Genomic DNA, 18,445 nt, shown 5'->3' on the forward strand with positions numbered 1-18,445 from the left:
CCCCGGCCTGTGATGCCTCTGTCACGGGCACGGCGGCGTTGCGATGGAGAAAGGCATGACCCGTTACGCTCTGATCACCGGCGCCTCCAGTGGCATCGGCCTGGCATTGTCCGAAGCATTGGCCCGCCGCGGCCGCAGCTTGATTCTGGTGGCCCGCCAGCGTGATCAGTTGGAAAGCATTGCAATCGAATTGACCCAACGCTTTGGCGTCGAGGTGCTGTTCCGGGCCTGCGACCTGGGCGAGCCGCTGCGCTTGTCCGGGTTCCTGCTGGAGCTTGAGGAAGGCGAGCGCCAGATCGACCTGCTGGTGAACTGCGCCGGTATCGGCACCAGCGGGCCATTCCTGGCCCAGGACTGGATGACCGAACAAGACCTCATCGAGGTCAACGTCCTCGCACTGACCCGCATGTGCCACGCCCTTGGCAACACCATGGCGCTGCACGGTGGCGGGCAGATTCTCAACGTGGCATCCGTGGCGGCATTCCAGCCCGGCCCCTGGATGAGTACCTACTACGCCAGCAAAGCCTATGTGTTGCATTTCTCCGAAGGCCTGCGTGAAGAGTTGAAGACCTGCGGCATCAAGGTCTCGGTCCTCTGCCCCGGCCCGACGCGCACCGCATTTTTCGGCACTGCGCAAATGGACACCGCCAAGCTCGACCGCAGCCAACAGCTGATGAGCCCCGAAGAAGTGGCACTCTATACCGTGCGCGCCCTGGAAAAGAACAAAGCCATCATCATTCCTGGCCGTCGCAACCGCTGGATCGCCTTCAGCCCACGCTTCAGCCCACGCTGGCTGACCCGCAAGATCGCCGGCGCCATCAACAAGGCCTATTGCCCGCGCTGACTGGCTGGGTACACTCACCCTGCACTTTCATAATGGAGAAACAGCTGTGGATACTCTGTTCACCAAGATCATCAACAGAGAAATACCCGCGGACATCATCTACGAAGATGACCAGGTCCTGGCGTTCAAGGACATTCATCCGGCGGCACCTGTGCATTTCCTGGTCATTCCCAAGAAGCACATCCCCACCCTCAATGACCTGACCGAAGAAGACAAAGCCTTGGCCGGCCATATTCTGTTCACTGCCCAACGCCTAGCCGTGGAACAAGGCTGTGAGGAAGGCTTTCGGGTGGTGATGAACTGCAACCCGAAAGGCGGGCAAACCGTTTATCACATCCATATGCATGTGCTGGGTCAGCGCCAGATGAACTGGCCGCCGGGCTGATTCCCCCCGAACAAGGGTCGCGGCCCCTGGCTGCGACCCAATGCCCTTGACGCAACGCAAACGCTTGCCCCTCTCTTGCGGTAAACTGGCCGCCGAGATTCTTCCCAGAGGTCAGCATGACTACCCAACGTCACTACTCGCCGATTGACCGTCTGTTGCTGCAAGCCGACATGGCTATGCGCACGCTGCTGCCCTTCAGCGGCCAACCGTATCGCCCCTCGCCCGCCATCGTGCAGCCCGACGCGCAGATGAGCGAGACCGAGACCCGCCACGTCGCCGGCCTGATGCGTATCAACCATACCGGCGAAGTCTGTGCCCAGGCGCTGTACCAAGGCCAGGCGCTGACCGCCAAGCTGCCGCAGGTTCGCGCCGCCATGGAGCATGCCGCCGAGGAAGAAATCGATCACCTGGCCTGGTGCGAACAACGCATTCGCCAACTGGGCAGTCACCCAAGTGTGTTGAATCCGCTGTTTTACGGTTTATCGTTTGGGATCGGCGCCGCTGCCGGCCTGATCAGCGATAAGGTCAGCCTGGGCTTTGTCGCAGCGACTGAACATCAGGTGTGCAAACACCTGGACGAGCATCTGGAACAACTGCCGGCCGAAGACGAAAAATCCCGGGCCATTCTTGAACAGATGCGTATCGATGAAGAACATCACGCAGAAAGCGCACTGGATGCCGGTGGTTTTCGCTTTCCAGCGCCGGTGCGGTTTGGCATGAGCCTATTGGCCAAGGTCATGACTAAAAGCACGTACCGAATCTAAAGCAACCCCCTGTAGGAGCGAGCTTGCTCGCGAAGAACGCCTCAGGCGACTCGGACATTCTGGATGCCCGCGTCATCGTTGAAGTTTTTCGCGAGCAAGCTCGCTCCTACAGTAGTGCTCGGTCAATCAACCCAGCTCGATGATCTCGTAATCATGGGTGATGGCCACACCGGCCGCGCCCAGCATGATCGACGCCGAGCAATACTTCTCAGCCGACAGTTCGATAGCGCGCTTCACCTGCGCCTCTTTCAGCGCCCGGCCCTTCACCACGAAATGCATATGGATCTTGGTGAATACCTTCGGATCTTCAGTGGCACGCTCGGCTTCCAGGAAGGCTTCGCAGCTCTCCACAGCCTGGCGCGACTTCTTCAGGATGCTGACCACGTCGAAATTGCTGCAACCGCCTACGCCAAGCAGGAGCATTTCCATCGGGCGAACGCCCAGGTTGCGGCCACCGGCTTCCGGCGGGCCGTCCATGACCACCACATGACCACTGCCCGACTCACCGAGGAACATGGCTTCGCCCGCCCATTGGATGCGTGCCTTCATCGCCCAGACTCCACTGTAAAAAAAGGGTCGCCAGCTTAGCACAGCGCCTCCGTGCCTCAGCGTTTCGCACAAAAGCGATCAATAGCAGGGTTTGCGCGGAAAATTGGTTAATCGAGTCAGAATGTGTCTGTTAAGCTGACGCCAAATCGATGGCGTAATGCCACCCTTTATACAGCGTGTATCAATGCCGATACCGATGAATACAACAACTCCAACTATTTCGCGCAGTCTTTTCGGGATACAACCATGGTTGCCCTTACTCCCATACCCAAGATCAAGAATCTCGACAAACTGTTGATGCATTGCCAGCGCCGCCGCTACCCGGCCAAGCACAACATCATCTGCGCCGGCGAACGTTCCGAAACGCTGTTCTTCATCATCAAAGGCTCGGTCACCATCCTGATCGAAGATGAAGACGGTCGCGAAATGATCATCGCCTACCTGAACACCGGGGATTTTTTTGGGGAGCTGGGGCTGTTCGAACAAGCCGGCAAGGAGCAGGAACGCAGCGCATGGGTGCGCGCCAAGGTCGAGTGCGAAGTGGCCGAGATCAGCTACGCCAAGTTCCGCGAACTGGCCCAGCACGACCCGGATATCCTTTACGTCCTCAGCGGCCAGATTGCGCAACGACTGCGCGATACCACACGCAAAGTCGGCGACCTGGCATTCTTCGACGTCACCGGCCGCGTTGCCCGCTGCCTGCTTGACCTGTGCAAGCAACCCGACGCCATGACGCACCCCGATGGCATGCAGATCAAGGTCACGCGCCAGGAAATCGGGCGCATTGTCGGCTGTTCACGGGAGATGGTCGGACGCGTGCTCAAAGACCTGGAAGAACGCAACCTGGTGCACGTCAAAGGCAAGACGATGGTGGTGTTCGGGACCCGTTAAACCGGCAGGAAGCTGGCCAACATCTGACGGTACAAGGTGTCGAGCCGGCTGATCGCATCCGGCGCCGGGAAGGCTTCGTGCAGGGCGATATGGCTCTCGGCACGCACCCGTTGGTCGAGACCGCAGGCTTGATTGAAGCGGTTGACCGCCGCGATCAGTTCTTCACGATCGTTTTCCAGCAACAGTGCACCGTGCACCAGGCCCACCGGGCGCCCCCCGCTTTGACGCCAGCGCTGGGCAGTGCCAACCATTTTGCGACCATTGAGATTGACGTTGTAGCGACCGTCGCAAAATGCGCCGTCGATCTCGCCGACAGACGCTTCGCCACCCAACTCGATCAGCAAGTCGCAGATCGGTTGGCATAAACGCAAGTAACCGGTTTCGATACGATTCTGGTCGCCTTCACTGCGCGGCGGGGCGTAGACCAGGGCGATGTTGACCGTGGCGCTCGACTGCGGCACCGGCTCGCCGCCGGTTTCACGCAGCAGCACCGGCCAACCGGCGTCGGCGGAGACTTGGCTGGCAGTTTCAAAGGCCGGCAAGCGGCTCAACCGACGCGGCATAACCAAAGCCTGGTCGCTGGGTTGCCAGAACAACAACCCATACTCCCGCTCACCTGCGCAAACAGCAGCCAGCAGGTCTTGCTCGGCGGCCAACCCAGTTTCAACAGTCATCGACACCGGCTTAACCATCAAACACCTACCTATCTGAATAAACACAAGATCCCATGTGGGAGCGGGCTTGCTCGCGAATACGGTACATCAGACACATATTCAGTGACTGACCCACCGCCTTCGCTAGCAAGCCCGCTCCCACATTTAGACTGCATTTCAAATCTTGATCGTGTTCAAGTCAGTCTAATGTCGAGCCACTGACCGCCACACCACGCTCCGGGAAGAATAGGCGCTGCAATTCAGCTCCCGGGTTCTCGGCACGCATGAACGTCTCGCCCACCAGGAACGAGTAAACGCCGCTGATCTCCATCAACTCAACATCGGCGCGGTTGACGATGCCACTCTCGGTAATCACCAGACGGTCACGCGGGATGCGCGGCAGCAGGTCGAGGGTGTTTTCCAGGCTGACTTCGAAGGTGTGCAGGTTACGGTTGTTGACCCCCACCAGCGGTGTGTCGAGGGTTTTCAGGGCGCGTTCCAACTCATCACCGTCGTGCACTTCCACCAGCACGTCGAGGCCGACGCTTTTGGCGACGGCAGCCAGCTCGGCCATCTTCACGTCATCCAGCGCGGAAACGATCAGCAGCACGCAGTCGGCGCCCAGGGCACGGGCTTCGACGATCTGGTAAGGGTCGACCATGAAATCCTTGCGGATCACCGGCAACTTGCACGCGGCGCGAGCCTGCTGCAGGAACAGGTCGGAACCCTGGAAGTAGTCGATATCGGTCAACACGGACAGGCAAGTCGCCCCACCCTTCTCATAGCTGACGGCGATTTCCGATGGCACAAAGTGTTCGCGAATCACGCCTTTGCTCGGCGAGGCTTTCTTAACCTCGGCGATCACGGCCGGTTGCTTCTGCTTGGCCTGGGCGATCAATGCATTGGCGAAGCCGCGGGGTGCGTCGGCGATCTTTGCCTGGGCTTCCAACTCGGCCAGGCTCACGCGGGCACGGCGCTCGGCGACTTCTTCAGCCTTGCGGGCCAGGATCTTTTCCAGAACGGTTGGCACACTCATCCTTCATTCTCCATCTTGAATACTGCGGTGAATGCTCCCAGCTCTTCGAGCTTCTCACGAGCCAGACCGGTGTGCAGCGCATCGTGGGCCAAGGCGACACCTTCCTTAAGACTATAGGCGTGATCGGCTGCGTAAAGTGCCGCGCCAGCGTTCAAAACAATCATCTCAGCCGCTTTTTGCCCGTTCTCGGTCTTGCGACGCCCCAGGGCATCGCGAATCAGTTCCAGGGACGCCGCCGGGCTTTCCACCGCCAGGCCGTGCAGGCTCTGGCTCTTCATGCCCAAGTCTTCCGGTTCGACCCAGTATTCGGTGATCTGGTCATTCTTCAGCTCCGCCACGAAGGTCGGCGCTGCCAGGCTGAATTCGTCCAGGCCATCCTTGGAGTGCACCACCAGCACATGCTTGCTGCCCAGGCGTTGCAGCACTTCGGCCAATGGTCGGCACAGCGCCTGGCTGAACACGCCCACCACCTGGTGTTTCACACCGGCCGGATTCGTAAGCGGGCCGAGCATGTTGAACAGGGTGCGCAGGCCGAGGTCCTTGCGCGGGCCGGCGGCGTGCTTCATCGCACCATGGTGGGACTGGGCAAACATGAAGCCAATGCCGACGCTGTCGATGCAGCGCGCCACTTGCACCGGGGTCAGGTTCAGGTAGATGCCCGCCGCTTCCAGCAAGTCGGCACTGCCGCTCTTGCCGGAGACCGCACGGTTACCATGCTTGGCCACGGTGCAGCCCGCCGCTGCGACGACAAAAGAAGACGCCGTCGACACGTTGAAAATGTTCGCACCGTCACCGCCGGTGCCAACCACGTCGACGACACCGTCGAGGGTCTTGAGCTCAACCTTGTCCGCCAACTCGCGCATCACCGACACGGCGCCGACAATCTCGTCGATGCTCTCGCTCTTCATACGCATGGCCATCATGAACGCGCCGATCTGCGCGTCGGTGCATTGACCGGTCATGATCTCGCGCATCACATCGCTCATTTCAGCGGTGCTCAGGTCCAGGTGGCCGACAATACGGCTCAGGGCAGTCTTGATATCCATGGAAAGTCCTTAGCGCGTGCCGCCGCTCTGCTTGAGAAAATTGGCGAACAGCTCGTAGCCCTGCTCGGTCAGGATCGACTCGGGGTGAAATTGCACCCCTTCGATATTCAGTGTCTTGTGGCGCAGGCCCATGATCTCGTCGACCGAGCCGTCCTCCAGTTGGGTCCAGGCGGTCAGTTCCAGGCAATCCGGCAGGGTTTCGCGCTTGACCACCAGCGAATGGTAGCGGGTCACGGTCACCGGCAAGTTAAGCCCATGGAACACGCCCTGATCATGATGGAATACCGGACTGGTCTTACCGTGCATCACCTGCCGTGCACGCACCACGTCACCGCCAAAGGCCTGGCCGATGGACTGGTGGCCCAGGCATACGCCCAGGATCGGCAGCTTGCCGGCGAAATACTGGATCGCTTCCAGGGAAATGCCCGCCTCAGTCGGCGTGCACGGGCCGGGCGAAACCACGATGCGCTCCGGGTTCAGGGCAGCGATCTCGGCGACGGTCAGTTCGTCGTTGCGCACCACCTTGACCTCTGCACCCAGCTCGCCCAGGTACTGCACAACGTTGTAGGTAAAGGAATCGTAGTTATCAATCATCAGCAACATGGGGGAAACCTCAGGAATTGGGGGTCTGTTCAGCCAGCGCAACGGCGCGGAACATCGCGCGGCGCTTGTTCAGGGTTTCTTCCCATTCGAGGGCCGGCACCGAGTCGGCGACAATCCCGCCACCGGCCTGCACGTGCAGCTCCCCGTCCTTGATCACGGCCGTGCGAATCGCAATGGCTGTGTCCATGTTGCCGTTCCAGGCGAAATAACCCACGGCGCCGCCGTAGACGCCGCGCTTGACCGGCTCCAGCTCGTCGATGATTTCCATCGCGCGGATCTTCGGCGCACCCGACAAGGTGCCCGCCGGCAGAATCGCGCGCAACGCGTCCATCGCGGTCAGGCCAGCCTTCAACTCGCCGGTAACGTTGGAGACGATATGCATCACATTGGAGTAACGCTCGATCACCATCTTCTCGGTGAGCTTCACCGAACCGATTTCCGAGACCCGCCCAGTGTCGTTACGGCCCAGGTCGATGAGCATCAGGTGCTCGGCGATTTCCTTGTCGTCGCTCAGCAGGTCTTCTTCCAGCGCCAGGTCGGCTTCTTCAGTCGCACCCCGTGGGCGCGTGCCGGCGATCGGGCGCACGGTGATCAGGTTGTCTTCGACACGTACCAGCACTTCTGGCGAGCTGCCTACCACGTGGAAGTCACCAAAGTTGAAGAAGTACATGTACGGCGTGGGGTTGAAGCAGCGCAATGCACGGTACAGATCGATCGGCGCAGCCTTGAAGTCGATGGACATACGTTGCGACGGCACCACCTGCATACAGTCACCGGCGAGGATGTATTCCTTGATGGTATCGACAGCGCGCTCGTAATCATCCTGGGTAAAGCTGGAGCGAAACACCGGGTCGGCCGCCGGCGGACGGCTGAGGTCCAGGCCGCGACGCGGAGTGATCGGCTGGCGCAGTTTTTCCAGCAGGGCTTCGAGGCTGGCACGGCCTTGCTCGAACGCATCGGCCTGGGACGGGTCGGCAAGCACGATTGCGTGCATCTTGCCGGCGAGGTTGTCGAACACCACGACCGCATCGGAGACCATCAGCAGGATGTCCGGCACGCCCAGCGGGTCCGGATTCGGGCACTTGCCCAAACGTTTTTCCACATAACGCACGCAGTCATAACCGAAGTACCCCACCAGGCCGCCGTTGAAGCGCGGCAGGCCGGCAATGGTCGGCACGTTGTAGCGCGCCTTGAAGGCTTCGACGAACGCCAACGGGTCTTCGACATCATGGCTTTCGATCTCGACGCCATCATGGGTAATGCTCACATGATGGTCATGTACCCGCAGCACCGTGCGGCACGGCAGGCCTATGATCGAGTAACGCCCCCACTTCTCGCCGCCCTGTACCGACTCGAGCAGGTAGGAATTAGGCTCGTCGGCCAGTTTCAGATAGATCGACAGCGGCGTGTCGAAGTCGGCCAGGGTTTCGCAGGCCAGGGGAATGCGGTTGTAGCCGGCAGCGGCCAAACGCAGGAATTCTTCGCGGGTCATGATATGCCTCGTGGCTTGAGGGTCTAACAGTCAGGTATGCAAACGTGCCGCAGGGCGCGGCCAGGATCAGTCAGGCGCGCCAACGCCAGCGGGCCAGGGCCTTGATGACTTTCATCCAGAGTTTGCGAGTGACCACCACGATGGAATTTCCAGAAGGGGACGGATCGGTATCGGGCAACGTTATCTCAGCGCCCGCTCCCAAGCAACCGGGGATTAACAGGCGCAGGTCATCAATGACCATTGCCGGCGACTCTTCGGCGATCGGCCGACCATGGTTATAGCCGTAGCTGAGGGCCACACACTGCACACCTGCGGCCTTCGCCGCCTGCACATCACTGCGCGAATCGCCGACAAACAACGACTGCGAAGCCGGGATATTGGCCATTTTCATCACGAAAAACAGCGCCGCCGGGTCGGGTTTTTTCTGCGGCAGAGTGTCGCCACCGATGATCCACCGGAAATACCGACCGATTTTCATCTGGTCCAGCAGCGGCGCGACGAAGCGTTCCGGCTTGTTGGTGATCAGGGCCATTTCTACGCCCTGCTTGCTCAGCCATTTGAGGGTGTCACGCACGCCGGGGTAAACCACGGTCAGTTCGTGGCCGTCTTCATAGGCGGCGTTGAACAGTTCCAGGGCGTGTTCAGCCTCGACCTCATCGACACCTTCGGCATCGATATGGTTGGCCAAGGCCCGGCGTACCAGCATGTGCACGCCGTTGCCGACCCACTCACGCACCGACTCGATCCCGGCGGGCTTGCGCCCCAGCTTGAGCAGCATCTCGTCCACCGCCGCCGCCAGGTCGGGCACCGAGTCGATCAAGGTACCGTCCAGATCGAACATCACCAGCCGTGGCAATTTGCCGGGGAACAGCTGCTCAAAGCCGCTCATGGACGCGCCAGCGCCAGTTCGGCACGCATCTTGTCGATGACTTCCTGGTAGTCCGGTGCATTGAAGATCGCCGAGCCGGCCACGAAAGTGTCGGCACCGGCCGCTGCGATTTCACGGATATTGTTGACGTTGACCCCGCCGTCGATCTCCAGGCGGATGTCGCGGCCGGAAGCATCGATCAGCGCGCGGGCTTCACGCAGCTTGTTCAGGGTGCCCGGAATGAACTTCTGCCCGCCAAAGCCTGGGTTGACGCTCATCAGCAGGATCATGTCGACCTTGTCCATCACGTACTCGAGCACACTCAACGGCGTGGCCGGGTTGAACACCAGGCCCGCCTTGCAGCCGCCTTCGCGGATCAGTTGCAGGGTGCGGTCGACGTGCAGCGAGGCTTCCGGATGGAAGGTGATGTAGGTCGCGCCGGCTTCCACGAAGTCACCGATGATGCGATCCACCGGACTGACCATCAGGTGCGCATCGATCGGCGCGGTGATGCCATACTTGCGCAGCGCCGCACACACCATCGGGCCGATGGTCAGGTTGGGTACGTAGTGGTTGTCCATGACATCGAAGTGCACGAAGTCGGCACCCGCGGCCAACACCTTGTCCACTTCCTCACCCAGGCGGGCGAAGTCGGCGGAGAGAATCGATGGAGCAATGACGAAGGGCTGCATGACGCACCTTTTTTGAGCTAAATCACGATGGCGCGCATTGTATACCTCATGCTTTGCCGCGCGCACCGTGACCTAACTCAACGGTTAGTAAGCCGCCCGATAGATTTTCTCGATATCGGCCGCGCTGAGCTTGCGTGGATTGTTGCGCATCAAGCGCTCAATACCCGCCGCTTCTACCGCCATGGCTGGGATCGCGTCCTCGGGCACCCCGAAACTGCGCAAGCCCGCCGGGATCTCCACTGCGGCACACAGTCGCGTCATCGCCTCGACGGCTTGGTCGGCGGCATCGTTGACGCTCAAGCCGGTGACATTCACGCCCATCGCCTGGGCGATGTCCTGCATGCGCTCGACACAGGCCAGCTTGTTCCAGTGCATCACGTAGGGCAGCAACAACGCATTGCTCACGCCGTGGGCGATATTGAAGCGCCCACCCAGCGGATACGCCAACGCATGCACCGCCCCCACCCCGGCATTGCCGAACGCCATGCCGGCCATCAGGCTGGCAGTGGCCATGTCGTCGCGGGCCTGCAGGTTGGCCGGGTTGGCGTAGGCCTTGGGCAATGCATTGGCGATCAGCTTGATCGCGCCAATCGCCAACGCATCAGTGATCGGCGAGGCATTCAGCGACAGGTAGGATTCGATGGCATGCACCAGCGCATCTACGCCACTGGCGGCGGTGACGCTGCGCGGGCAGGTCAGGGTCATTTGCGGGCTGATCAGCGCCACATCCGGGAGCAGGTAGTCGCTGACGATGCCTTTTTTAAGCTGTGCGGCCTTGTCGGAGAGGATCGCCACATTGGTCACCTCCGAACCCGTGCCGGCCGTGGTCGGGATGGCAATCAGCGGCGGGCCTTTGCGCGGCACCTGGTCGACGCCAAAGAGGTCCGCCAGCGCACCGTGGTAACCGGCGTAGGCGGCAACACTTTTGGCGATATCGATGGCGCTGCCACCGCCCATGCCGATCAGGCCGTCATGCCCGCCTTCGCGGTAAGCGCGCATGCAATCTTCGACGATGGCGATTTCCGGGTCGGGCAGTACGCGGTCGAAAATTTCGTAGGTGCGCTCGCCCAAGTGTTCGAGGGCCAGCGCGACGGTGCCGGACTTGACCAGCGCGGCGTCGGTGACGATCAGCGGGTTGTCCACATCCAGGCGGGTGAGCTCAAAGGCCAGTTGTTCGATGGCGCCAGCGCCGGTCAGCAGTTTGTGGGCGATCTTGAATGAGGAAGTACTCATGTGCGCGGCCTCTTATTAAGAAATGGGCTGGCACAAGAGTAGCTCCTTATGGCGTGTTGTCAGCCATTCATCGGGCGAATGGTCTTTACACCTGCGCTGTACGCAATTTCTCGCTACGCCCACGCAGCCATTCCAGGGTCAACAACAGCAACACCGAGAAGGCAATCAACAAGGTTGCCGCCGCCGCGATCGTCGGGCTGAGGTTTTCGCGGATGCCGCTGAACATCTGGCGCGGCAAAGTCGCTTGCTCAGGGCCGGCGAGGAACAGCGTCACCACCACTTCATCGAACGACGTGGCGAAGGCAAACAGCGCGCCGGAAATTACCCCCGGCGCGATCAACGGCAAGGTCACCCGGCGGAATGCCGTGAGTGGCGAAGCCCCGAGACTGGCGGCCGCCCGCACCAGGTTGTGGTTGAACCCCTGCAACGTGGCCGACACCGTGATGATCACAAACGGTACGCCCAGCACCGCATGCACCACGATCAACGAGAAGAAGCTGTTGCCCAGGCCCAACGGTGCAAAGAACAGGTAGCTGGCCACACCGATAATCACCACCGGCACCACCATCGGTGAAATCACCAGCGCCATCACCAGCGCCTTGCCGGGGAAATTGCCACGGGTCAGCCCGATGGCCGCCAGAGTGCCGAAGACCATCGCCAACACCGTGGCCGCCGGCGCAACGATGATGCTGTTCTTCAGCGCCCGCATCCACTCGGCGGAGGCGAAGAAATCCTGGTACCAGTGCAGCGAAAAACCTTGCAGCGGGTACACCAGGAAACTGCCGCTGTTGAACGACAGCGGGATGATCACCAGCACCGGCAGGATCAAGAACAACAGGATCAAGCCGCAGAGGATCCGCAAGCTGTAGAACCAGACCCGTTCAACGGGCGACATATAAGGGCTCAGCATCGCAAGGTCTCCTCAGCTCAGGCGCAGGCGACTGGCGCCCACCAGCCGGTTGTAGATCAGGTACAGCACCACGGTGGCCAGCAGCAGCAAGCCGCCCAACGCCGTCGCCATGCCCCAGTTGATACTGGTGTTGGTGTAGAACGCCACGAAGTAGCTGACCATCTGGTCGTTCGGGCTGCCCAGCAGGGCCGGGGTGATGTAGTAACCAATCGCCAGGATGAACACCAATAGGCAGCCGGCGCCGACGCCGGCATAGGTCTGCGGGAAGTACACGCGCCAGAAGCTGGTGAACGGGTGGCAACCCAGGGAAATAGCCGCACGCATGTAGGTGGGCGAGATGCCCTTCATCACGCTGTAGATCGGCAGGATCATGAACGGCAGCAGAATGTGCACCATCGAGATGTAGACCCCGGTGCGGTTGAACACCAGCTCCAAGGGTTTATCGATCAGGCCCATGCCCATCAACGCGCTGTTGATCAGGCCGCCCGATTGCAGCAACACGATCCACGCCGCTACCCGTACCAGGATCGAGGTCCAGAACGGCAACAACACCAGGATCATCAGCAAGTTGCTCTTGCGCGCCGGCAGGTTGGCCAGCAGGTACGCCAAGGGATAGGCCAGCAGCAGGCAGATGGCCGTAATCACCAGGCCCATCCAGAAGGTACGGGCGAAGATGTCCAGGTAGATCGCCTGGTCCGGCGTGGCCGGGGCGACTTCGCCAAGGTCGTCGATGCGATGGTCGACGGCCGCCAGCAGGTAGAACGGCGTCAGACTGCTGGTGTTGCGCCGGATCGCCTGCCAGTACGCCGGGTCGCCCCAGCGTTCATCGAGGTTTTCCAACGCTTCTTTATAAGAGCCGGGCGCTTCACTGAACGGCAGCGCCCGCGCGGTTTTGGTCAGCAGGCTGCGGTAGCCGGCCAGTTCCATGTTCAAGCGCTTGGACAGATCGCCCAGGGTCTGGTTCTTGCGCGCTTCGCCCAGATCCTCGCTGAGGGCCTGGTACACCGGTTCACCCGGCAAGCCACGGCCGTCCCAGGCCGTCACCGCAACCACGGTACGCGGCAAGCCACCCACCACTTCCTGGTTGCCGACGCTCTTGAACAGCAACGCAATGATCGGCACCAGGAACACCAGCAGCAAGAACAGCACCAGCGGCGCAATCAAGGCCTGGGCCTTCCAGCGATTGAGCCGCTCGGCACGCGCCAGGCGCTGTTTTAGAGTGGGACTGGGAGCAGCGATGACCATGACAAACTCCGGATATTAAAAATGAATCGCTATCCCTCTGTAGGAGCGAGCTTGCTCGCGAAGAACCTGAGAGCGCCGCGTCAAACCAGACACGCTGCGTTTTCGTTAACGATCTTCGCGAGCAAGCTCGCTCCTACAGGGGTTCACACACAGTTGTTACTTGGCCGCCCAAGAGTTGAAGCGCTGCTCCAGCTGCTCGCCGTTATCCGCCCAGAAGCTCACATCGATCTGCACCTGGTTGGCGATGTTTTCCGGGGTGGTCGGCATGTCCTTGAGGATGTCCTTGGCCAGCAACGGCACGGCTTGGGTGTTGGCCGGGCCGTAGGCGATGTTTTCCGAGTAGGTCTTCTGTTGCTGAGGTTGTACCGAGAAGGCGATGAATTTCTTCGCCGCTTCGGCACGGTCCTTGGCCAGGCCTTTAGGGATGGCCCAGGCGTCGAAGTCGTAGATGCCGCCGTTCCACACCACCTTGAGGTTGCTTTCTTTCTGTACGGCGGCGATGCGGCCGTTGTAGGCCGAGCTCATCACCACATCACCGGAAGCGAGGTACTGCGGCGGCTGTGCGCCGGCTTCCCACCACTGGATCGACGGTTTGAGTTCATCGAGTTTCTTGAATGCACGGTCCTGGCCATCTTTACCGGCCAACACTTTGTACACGTCTTTCGGCGCCACGCCGTCGGCCATCAAGGCGAATTCCAGGGTGTACTTGGCGCCTTTACGCAGGCCGCGCTTGCCCGGGAATTTCTTGGTGTCCCAGAAATCTGCCCAACTGGTGGGGGCGGAGGTGAGTTTGTCGGCGTTGTAGGCCAGCACGGTCGACCACACGAAGAAACCCACGCCGCAAGGCTGGATCGCGCCTTTCACGTAGTCGGCGGTGTTGCCGAACAGTTTCGGGTCCAGCGGCTCGAACATGTCTTCGTCGCAACCGCGGGACAGTTCCGGCGATTCCACTTCCACCAGGTCCCAGGACACGCTTTTGGTGTCGACCATGGCTTTCACCTTGGCCATTTCACCGTTGTACTCGCCGGCGACGATCTTGCCATTGCCCGCTCTTTCCCACGGCGCGTAGAACGCCTTGACCTGGGCCGCCTTGTTCGCGCCACCGAAGGACACGACCGTCAGGTCCGGGCCGGCCATGGCCTGGGTTGCGCCGATCAAGCCAATGGCCAGCGCCGAATACTTAAGGGATCTCAACATTGTTGTTCTCTCCACGTGCAGGGTTGGTGAAGCCAGGGGGCGATCAATTCGCCTCTAGAAGTGGGTCGAGTGCGCGAACGTGCTCGACTTGCCAGCCAATCGGTACCACGTCGCCGACCGCCAGGGCTGGGTCCAGCTCGGCAATCGGTTGTTTCACAAAAAAATCGGTCTTGCCGCAGACTTCCAGGCGCACGCGCACGTGGTCGCCCAGGTAGATGAATTCCGCCACCCGCCCCGAGAAACGGTTGACGCAGCTTTCGCTGGAACCATTGAGGCTGACGCGCTCCGGGCGCACCGAGAGGGTTACCGGGCCGCCGACCTGGCCGACGTTCACCGCCAGCGCCTCGACCTTCTCACCCCGCGCCAGCTCCACTACGCAGCGCTCGCCGGTGTGGCTGTGCAGGCGGCCATTGAGGCGGTTGTTCTCACCGATGAAGTTGGCGACGAAGGTGTTCTTCGGTTCTTCGTACAAGGTGCGCGGCGCGGCGATCTGTTGGATCTCGCCCTGATGGAACACCGCCACGCGGTCGGACATGGTCAGCGCCTCGCCCTAGTCATGGGTCACATACACCACGGTCACACCGAGACGCTGGTGCAGGTGCTTGATTTCCATCTGCATGTGTTCGCGCAGTTGCTTGTCGAGGGCGCCGAGGGGTTCGTCCATCAGCACCAATTGCGGTTCGAACACCAGCGCCCGGGCCAGCGCCACTCGCTGTTGCTGGCCGCCAGAGAGTTGCGCCGGGTAGCGCTGGGCGAAGGCATCGAGCTGGACCATGCTCAACACGCGTTTGACCCGCTCGCTGATATCGGTCTTGCTCAAGCCCCGTACCGACAGCGGGAACGCCAGGTTCTCGGCGACGGTCATGTGCGGGAACAAGGCGTAGTTCTGGAACACCATGCCGATGTCACGCTTGTGCGGCGGCACGTTGTTGATGGACCGCCCGGCCAGCTGGATTTCCCCTGCGGTCGGCGTCTCGAAGCCGGCGAGCATCATCAGGCTGGTGGTCTTGCCCGAACCGGAAGGCCCGAGCAGGGTGAGGAACTCGCCCTTGCGAATCTCCAGGTTGAGGTCTTTGACGATCAGGTTCTCGCCGTCGTAGCTCTTCTGCACGCCACGAAAGCTGACCAGCACATCATTTGAATCCACCTCGCTCATACCCGCACCTTTTTGTTTGGACTGCTGTGGAACAAGCGTAGTCCAGGCGCAAGGCCCCGGAAATCGGGGGCCAGGAGAGAATTGCATCAGCCGGATGGAAGGTTGGGGGTAGGGATTGCCCTACACAGATGACGCATACGGGACGGTGCAGCGCCAAGGGGTGAGCGGCAAGCGGCAAGAATGGGCTCGGCGGGTTTTTCGCGGTGTCGTTATCAGGTATGTGCTTAGAGCAGCTTGTGCTCCATGGCGTACTTCACCAACTCGGCCAGCGAGGTGATATTGAGCTTCTGCATCAACCGCGCCTTGTGGGTGCTGATGGTCTTGCTACTCAGCGCCAACTGCTGGGCGATATCGTTGACATTGGCACCCTGGGCCAGGCGTTCGAAAACCGAGAACTCGCGCTCGGAAAGCAGCGAATGCAACGGCCGGGTGTCGGTGAGGCCGACTTCGAAGACCATGCGGTCAGCCAGGTCCGGGTCGATGTAGCGCCCGCCGGCCGCTACTTTGCGGATCGCCGTGAGCAACAGCGCCGGGTCACTGTCCTTGGTGGCATAACCCGCGGCACCCACCTTCAAGGCACGGGCGGCCATTTGCGCTTCGTCGTGCATCGACAACACCAGGATGGCCGGCGGATTGTTCAGCGCACGGATGCGCGCAATCGCTTCCAGGCCGTTGACGCCGGGCATCGAGATGTCCAGCAGCACCACCTCGCAGGCCACGTGGCGCAAGGTCTCCAGCAACTGCTCGCCATTGCTCGCCTCACCGACCACCAGCAGGTCCTTGGCCAGGCCGATCAACTGCTTGATGCCTTCACGAACAATGGTGTGGTCTTCGGCTACCAGTACACGGATCACAGGGCTTTCCTCTTGGTGTTATGCATCCAACGGCACCGTGACACTCAGGGTGGTGCCCTCCCCCAACTCGCTGTCCAGGCTTAATTGCCCGCCCATGATCAGCACCCGCTCGCGCATACCGACCAGGCCGAACGATACGGGACGGCCCTGGGCCTGGACGAAACCGACGCCGTCATCACTGATGGTCAGCCGCAGATGCGTGCCTTCCAATGCCAAGGTCAGTTCGACAGTATGCGCCTGGGCATGGCGCATCACATTGGTCAGCGCCTCCTGCAGGATGCGGAACAGGCCGATGGCCTTGGCATCGCTCAGGGTCGGAAGATTATCCGGCACCTGGACCAGGCAGGGGATTTGTGTGCGCGCCTCGAAACGTCGCGCCTGCCATTCGATGGCCGAGGCAATGCCGGCATCCAGGATCGGCGGGCGCAGCGCCGTCGCCACATCGCGTACCAATTGGAATAACTGGGCGATCAGGCGCTTCATGCTGTTCAAGCGCTCGTGCAAACCGGGGTCGAGTTGCGCATAGGCCAGCTCGCACATCGAGGTTTCGAGCTTGAGCACTGTGAGCATCTGCCCGAGTTCGTCGTGCACTTCACGGGCGATACGGGCCTTTTCTTCTTCACGCACCGTTTCCAGGTGCGCGGACAGTTCGCGCAGCTGCGCTTCACTTTGCAGTAACGCGGCCAACGTCCGGCGCAACTCGGTGACGTCGTTAAGGTAGACCACCAGGTATTCAGCCTCGGCAAACCGCAGAAAACTCAAGGACACGTTGGTCGGCAGGATGCTGCCATCGGCACGCCGGCAATCGGCGGCAAAGTTCTGCGGGCCGTCTTCGCTGGCTCGCGCGCGTTTCCACAGGTTGAGCCAGCGGTCCATGTCCAGGCTTGGATCCAGGTCAGCCAATGGCCGCTCGATCAGTGCTCCGGAGCCGTAGCCCAGCATGCTTTCAGCGGCGCGATTGGCGTAGCGCACATGACTGTCCCAGTTGACCCACAAGATGCCCACGGTGCTCTGATCAATGGAAAACTGCGTCAGCCGCAAGGCTTCGGCGCGGGCGGCGCTTTCTTCGCGGGCGGCCAGTAGGCCATGTTCGAGCACCCGTTGCTGGCGGCGCTGCCAGAACACGACAGCCAGACTGGCGAGCAAAAACAGGCCCAGCAACAGGCTGAGGTTTTGCCACAGACCCGGGGTTTCCGTCAGGCGTGGGTACTTGGGTTGCAGCCAGCGGCTATGCAATTGGTCCAGGTCGCGGGCGGGGATGGCGCGCAAGGCGCTTTCCATGATGCTGGCCAGCTCCGGCCACTCCCGGCGCGTGGCCACCCGCAGCAACTGTGGCAGGCCGATATCCCCCACCACCGCCAGCCCGGCGAACTCCGCCTCGCCGGACAAGCGACTCAATTGCGCCTCATCCACCACTGCGTAGCGTGCCTGCTGGCTCACCAATAGCTGCAGGGCCTGGCGCTCCATCGGCACGCCTTGCAGGTTGAGGCCGGGGTAGGTGCTGCGCAGGTAGTCCGCCACGGCGCTGGGCATGCGCACGGCGACGCGGGATTGCTCATCGAGTTTCTCCAACTCCACCGCACCAGCGCCCTCGCGGATACCGACAATGTGCTGCGGCACACGCATATAAGGGTCGGTGAACAACCATAGGCGTAAACCGGCCGGGGTTTGTTGCAGGCCGGGGGCGATGTCCACTTCGCCCTCGCGCACGGCGGCTTCCAGTTGCTCCTGGTTGGGGAAGTTGCGCCAGGTCAGCTCGATGTTCAGTGCCCTGGCCAACCACTGCATCAACTCGACGTTCGCCCCGGACAGCCGTTGCAAACGCCGGTCGTATTGCGCGTAGGGCGCCTGCAACACCAGGCCCACCCGCAGCTCCGGGTGCTGGGCCAGCCACTCGCGTTGCTGCGCATTGAGCTGCGCCTGGGGCGTGGCGGGCACAGTGGCGGCATTGGCCATCAAGGCAAGGCACCAACAGCCGATAACCAGCAGACAGCGAAAAACCATGATTGACGTCTCACATCACTGAC

Annotated in this window: 18 protein-coding genes and 1 pseudogene; 4 read left to right on the plus strand and 15 right to left on the minus strand. The window is 61.2% G+C overall.

Annotated features, from left to right (window positions below; all coding sequences use genetic code 11):
• Positions 1-55 precede the first annotated feature (55 nt).
• The 3 genes from BLR69_RS18500 to coq7 all read left to right on the plus strand — a co-directional run bounded on the left by BLR69_RS18500 (position 56) and on the right by coq7 (position 1,993).
• Positions 56-844, plus strand: a complete 789-nt coding sequence (locus BLR69_RS18500) for an SDR family NAD(P)-dependent oxidoreductase (protein WP_071494300.1) — start codon at positions 56-58, stop codon at positions 842-844.
• Positions 845-890: 46 nt separating this feature from the next.
• Positions 891-1,229, plus strand: a complete 339-nt coding sequence (locus BLR69_RS18505) for a histidine triad nucleotide-binding protein (RefSeq protein ID WP_010206940.1) — start codon at positions 891-893, stop codon at positions 1,227-1,229.
• Positions 1,230-1,345: 116 nt separating this feature from the next.
• The gene (coq7, locus tag BLR69_RS18510; RefSeq protein WP_015886151.1) at positions 1,346-1,993 is read left to right on the plus strand and encodes a 2-polyprenyl-3-methyl-6-methoxy-1,4-benzoquinone monooxygenase; all 648 of its coding nucleotides are present in this window, start codon (positions 1,346-1,348) and stop codon (positions 1,991-1,993) included.
• Between the two features lie 126 nt (positions 1,994-2,119).
• Here coq7 and BLR69_RS18515 read toward each other — a convergent pair whose 3' ends face one another.
• Positions 2,120-2,542: an OsmC family protein gene (locus BLR69_RS18515; protein ID WP_005792019.1), complete on the minus strand. Its 423-nt coding sequence runs from the start codon at positions 2,540-2,542 to the stop codon at positions 2,120-2,122.
• Positions 2,543-2,788: 246 nt separating this feature from the next.
• Between BLR69_RS18515 and crp the strand changes: the two genes are divergently transcribed.
• Positions 2,789-3,433, plus strand: coding sequence for a cAMP-activated global transcriptional regulator CRP (gene crp, locus BLR69_RS18520; protein WP_071494301.1), 645 nt, complete (start codon positions 2,789-2,791; stop codon positions 3,431-3,433).
• Here the strand turns inward: crp and BLR69_RS18525 are convergent.
• From BLR69_RS18525 to BLR69_RS18590, 14 genes and pseudogenes are all read right to left on the minus strand, one after another.
• Entirely contained in the window at positions 3,430-4,125 is a 696-nt protein-coding gene (locus tag BLR69_RS18525; protein ID WP_071494302.1) for a lipoate--protein ligase family protein, read from the minus strand. The two genes, crp and BLR69_RS18525, sit on opposite strands and share 4 nt — an antisense overlap.
• A 160-nt stretch (positions 4,126-4,285) precedes the next feature.
• A complete protein-coding gene (trpC, locus tag BLR69_RS18530) occupies positions 4,286-5,122 on the minus strand; it encodes an indole-3-glycerol phosphate synthase TrpC (RefSeq protein WP_071494303.1) in 837 nt (278 codons plus the stop codon).
• The gene (gene trpD, locus BLR69_RS18535; protein ID WP_071494304.1) at positions 5,119-6,168 is read right to left on the minus strand and encodes an anthranilate phosphoribosyltransferase; all 1,050 of its coding nucleotides are present in this window, start codon (positions 6,166-6,168) and stop codon (positions 5,119-5,121) included. Before trpD ends, trpC begins: the two co-directional genes overlap by 4 nt.
• 9 nt (positions 6,169-6,177) lie before the next feature.
• Positions 6,178-6,771 (minus strand): aminodeoxychorismate/anthranilate synthase component II, encoded by a 594-nt coding sequence (locus tag BLR69_RS18540; RefSeq protein ID WP_071490220.1) that lies wholly within the window; start codon positions 6,769-6,771, stop codon positions 6,178-6,180.
• 10 nt (positions 6,772-6,781) lie between these two features.
• Positions 6,782-8,263 carry an anthranilate synthase component I gene (trpE, locus tag BLR69_RS18545; RefSeq protein WP_025857058.1) on the minus strand — a complete coding sequence of 494 codons (1,482 nt, stop codon included), beginning with the start codon at positions 8,261-8,263 and terminating at the stop codon, positions 6,782-6,784.
• A 70-nt stretch (positions 8,264-8,333) separates the two neighbouring features.
• Complete coding sequence (locus BLR69_RS18550; RefSeq protein WP_071494305.1) at positions 8,334-9,152, minus strand: phosphoglycolate phosphatase; 819 nt, start codon at positions 9,150-9,152, stop codon at positions 8,334-8,336.
• A complete protein-coding gene (gene rpe / locus BLR69_RS18555; RefSeq protein ID WP_025857056.1) occupies positions 9,149-9,823 on the minus strand; it encodes a ribulose-phosphate 3-epimerase in 675 nt (224 codons plus the stop codon). Before rpe ends, BLR69_RS18550 begins: the two co-directional genes overlap by 4 nt.
• An 84-nt stretch (positions 9,824-9,907) precedes the next feature.
• Positions 9,908-11,056, minus strand: a complete 1,149-nt coding sequence (locus BLR69_RS18560; RefSeq protein WP_071494306.1) for an iron-containing alcohol dehydrogenase — start codon at positions 11,054-11,056, stop codon at positions 9,908-9,910.
• Between the two features lie 85 nt (positions 11,057-11,141).
• Positions 11,142-11,966 carry an ABC transporter permease gene (locus BLR69_RS18565; RefSeq protein ID WP_017739612.1) on the minus strand — a complete coding sequence of 275 codons (825 nt, stop codon included), beginning with the start codon at positions 11,964-11,966 and terminating at the stop codon, positions 11,142-11,144.
• A gap of 12 nt (positions 11,967-11,978) precedes the next feature.
• Positions 11,979-13,211 carry an ABC transporter permease gene (locus BLR69_RS18570; protein WP_071494307.1) on the minus strand — a complete coding sequence of 411 codons (1,233 nt, stop codon included), beginning with the start codon at positions 13,209-13,211 and terminating at the stop codon, positions 11,979-11,981.
• A 156-nt stretch (positions 13,212-13,367) separates the two neighbouring features.
• A complete protein-coding gene (locus BLR69_RS18575) occupies positions 13,368-14,408 on the minus strand; it encodes an ABC transporter substrate-binding protein (protein WP_071494308.1) in 1,041 nt (346 codons plus the stop codon).
• 43 nt (positions 14,409-14,451) lie between these two features.
• A pseudogene (locus BLR69_RS18580) lies at positions 14,452-15,564 on the minus strand (ABC transporter ATP-binding protein).
• 224 nt (positions 15,565-15,788) lie between these two features.
• Positions 15,789-16,418: a response regulator gene (locus BLR69_RS18585; RefSeq protein ID WP_016977885.1), complete on the minus strand. Its 630-nt coding sequence runs from the start codon at positions 16,416-16,418 to the stop codon at positions 15,789-15,791.
• Between the two features lie 18 nt (positions 16,419-16,436).
• Positions 16,437-18,422 (minus strand): PAS domain-containing sensor histidine kinase, encoded by a 1,986-nt coding sequence (locus tag BLR69_RS18590; RefSeq protein ID WP_071494309.1) that lies wholly within the window; start codon positions 18,420-18,422, stop codon positions 16,437-16,439.
• Positions 18,423-18,445 lie beyond the last annotated feature (23 nt).

It is taken from the genome of Pseudomonas azotoformans (genome assembly GCF_900103345.1).
Classification (GTDB): Bacteria; Pseudomonadota; Gammaproteobacteria; order Pseudomonadales; family Pseudomonadaceae; genus Aquipseudomonas; species Aquipseudomonas azotoformans.